The sequence below is a fragment of the Dietzia sp. DQ11-44 genome (genome assembly GCF_014145205.1).
GTDB classification, from domain to species: Bacteria; Actinomycetota; Actinomycetes; order Mycobacteriales; family Mycobacteriaceae; genus Dietzia; species Dietzia natronolimnaea.
Window position 1 is genome coordinate 1 of the sequence record NZ_JAALEC010000734.1, and the last position, 3,039, is coordinate 3,039.

The 3,039-nt window shown below is 67.6% G+C and carries 2 protein-coding genes; both read right to left on the reverse strand.

What is annotated here, in order from left to right; translation table 11 throughout:
* Positions 1 to 1,401: ATP/GTP-binding protein (locus tag G6018_RS16495; protein ID WP_182640214.1), on the reverse strand; the 1,401-nt coding region annotated here is incomplete at its 3' end.
* Positions 1,401 to 2,897 (reverse strand): SCO6880 family protein, encoded by a 1,497-nt coding sequence (locus tag G6018_RS16500; RefSeq protein WP_271800254.1) that lies wholly within the window; start codon positions 2,895 to 2,897, stop codon positions 1,401 to 1,403. The genes G6018_RS16500 and G6018_RS16495, both read right to left, overlap by 1 nt.
* Positions 2,898 to 3,039: the final 142 nt, after the last annotated feature.

Genomic DNA, 3,039 nt, shown 5'->3' on the forward strand with positions numbered 1-3,039 from the left:
AGTCTCCAGGTCTCGCCCGGTGTGAGTGATCATCAGCAGGCCCGTGCCATCGGTTCGGTTGAGCCTGGTGAGCTCGTCGACGCGCTGCACCATGCCCGCGCCGGCACCGAGGGTCGCCCACATCTCGTCGAGGATCGCCAGGAAGTACCGCTGTGGGGCCAGTCCGCAGTCGGCCAGGACGTGCGCGGCTTCCATCGCTCCGTAGGCATCGGACCAGCACGCCAACAGCACCCCGGCCTTGAGGGCTTGGTCTCCTCGAGCGATAGCGGAGACGTCGATACAGATCGCGGGGGCGTCCAAGTCGATCTTGGTGGTGGTGTGCTCGGCGAACACCTGGCCCATCACGCCGTCGGTCAGCGACTCGAGGGTCTGGACCAAGGTCCGCACGGTGTGGCGGTACTCGGTGTCGTCGCTCACGAACAGTGCACGCCGAAGGCCGTCGTTGCCGGCCCGGATGAAGTCGATCAGGTCCCGCAGCAGGGGCGGGGAGGCGAACGAGAATTGTCCTGTCTCGCGCATCGTGCGCAGTGAGGTGGACACGATCAGTCCCTCGAAGTCGGCCAGCGGCCGGCCACGGATCAGCTCGGCCAGCGCCACCACCATCGTGACCTGGCGAGAATGGACCGACTCGGCGGTTTCGGTGATCGCCTCAGCTAGCTTCGTGGCCTCCTCGCTGTGTGCAGGCAGCGTGGCCAGGCGTGCCTGCATCACCGGGATCGCCTCACCCAGCGCTCCGGCCGCCAGCGGGTTGAGGTGGCCGTGGCCGTGGCCCAGGCGGATCACCTGCCCCTGCTTGCCGGCAGGGGTGACCATCGCCCGGGTCACCGGGACGTACTCGCCCTTGATGTCCCCGGCGACGATGGGGACATGCCCCTGGGCGACCGCGCCGATGAACTGCTTGCGGATGACGGTGGACTTGCCCAGGCCAGGAAGCGACAGTACGAATGCCGACGGGTTGCCGATGATGCCGGCTTTGAACCAGGACAGCACATCGCCCGAGACGTCCTGCCCGGTTTGGACGTGCACGCCCAGGGGAACACCGACCGCGGGCGCGGTGGCCCCCACGACCCACGGATTGAAACCACAGCCGTAGTTGGTCGAGGTCTGTGTCGCGCCGGGGGCAGAGACCACTGACATGCGGCCCGAGAACCTTCCCTTGAAGCCGTGGCCGTCCACCGCCGAATACCGAGCGGTGAACCGAGGCTTGCCGTAGCGCAGCGCCGAGGCCTGCCGCGCCGTGCGTGCCTGTTCGGCACGCTCGGGGTGCTCGCTGCACCACTGCTTGTATGCGCGACCCGTGGCAGTGAAGACCCACGGCTGGTCCGCATCGCCGGCGGTGATCCGGGCGTGCAGCTCCTCGAGTTCCTTCGGTCCGATCGGTGCCTTGGTGCGCCGCGCCATCACTCGGCCCTCGCAAACGACGAGATGGTCGACTTCTGGTCGAGCAGCACACCCAGCCCCATGCCTGCGATGAACGCGGCGTCCTGCTGGCCGTTGGTGGAGTGCAGCCGCAGCTGCGAACGGTTACCCAGTTGGCCGATGATCGCCGACCCCTGCTCAAGCAGCTCCGCATCCCGCAGGGTCAGCGTCACCAGGAGCGAATACTCTCCGAGCTGGCCGCCCCGCGCCAACGCTTGACGAGCGGCCTCGGTGCGCTCCAGGCGCAGCCCGGCCGAAGCCTTACCGATCGACCGGGTCTTGTTCGCCGCGTTCACCGCGTCGGTGTGCTCCTTCTCCACGGTGCGGACACCGTCGCCGGCGGCGATCGGGCGGTACACCAACGTCACCCGCTTGCGCGGGATGTCGGGCTTCGGCTCCAGCAGTGGACGCAGGACGTGGTCCGGGAACGCCGCAGCGGGCGGGGCGGCCATCTCGAATGACCGCGAGATCCAGTCCTCATGCCGGTAGCTGGCCCACTTGGCCACCGCCTGGGCGGGGCCGGCGTCCTCCCAGTCCACCCCCATCGACTCGCCCGACAGCCGCGCCCTATTGATCGACTCATCCAGGTCCGGGCGGTAGCAGCGCATCGCCAGGCCGATCGCATCCTCGGGAAGCATCGGAGTCGCCGAGACACCGGCATACTCCAGCCGCTGGTACAGGCCCGGAAGCCGCACGCCCAGGTCGGTGGCCATCGCCTCCGGGTCCTTGCGCTGCATCGCCGTGGCGGCCTTGAACGTCACCGCGATCCATGAGCGGGTCACGAGCTTGCCCTTAGCGAACTGCACCGCCGATTCGGCCTGGATACGGCGAGCGAGCTCCGGTGTTGACTCGTCGACAGACCGTTTCACTGCCGCGATCAAGTCCTGCCCGGTGGTGGGGAACGACTCCACCGTCACGGTGGCTGCCACGACGTCATCGTTGAGGGACAACTCCGCCAGCCACGCACCCCACTCCGCGGTCATGTTGTTGCGGTCAGTCACCGTCAATGGCTCCTGGCCCCGGGAGGAGGCGTCGAGCAGCACGGTGTACTGGTTGAGCGCCTGATCACGGATCATGGCGAAGTCGTTGCCGGCCACGTCGCGTCCAACGTGGAGCTCGGTCTTTGCCAGAGCCCCGGGAAGACGGTAGCGGCCACCGGGGATGCGAGAGTTCGGGCCTGATCGGTAGATCGTTGACCCGGCCTTTTCGGCTCGCCAGAACTGAAAACGCATTTGTGCCACCTCGTAGAGAGTTCGATTTCCAATACGCAAGATCGCGGGAGCCAGGTACACCACCGCGGCAAGTGCGATCAACGCACCAGCGCCCAGTCCGCCCTGCATCAGCACCAACATCGCCACGATGAACGCGCCCCCGGCGATGAGCGTTGCCCGCAGCGGCAGCCCGAACATGCCGGTTCGTTGGCTCCGCTCACCGAGGGTGTAGAGCCGCAGGTCGTTGGCTTCACCGGAGGTAGTCACCGTCTGAGCTCCTTGTCGTTACCGGTAGTGGTGGGGGGTGGCATGGGCGGCCAGAGCGCCGTCGAGCATCTGCTCGGTGGACTGCGTGGCCCGGGCTGTGCTTTGCGCCGCGGTGGCCACTGCCCCGATGCCGGCGGCAGCC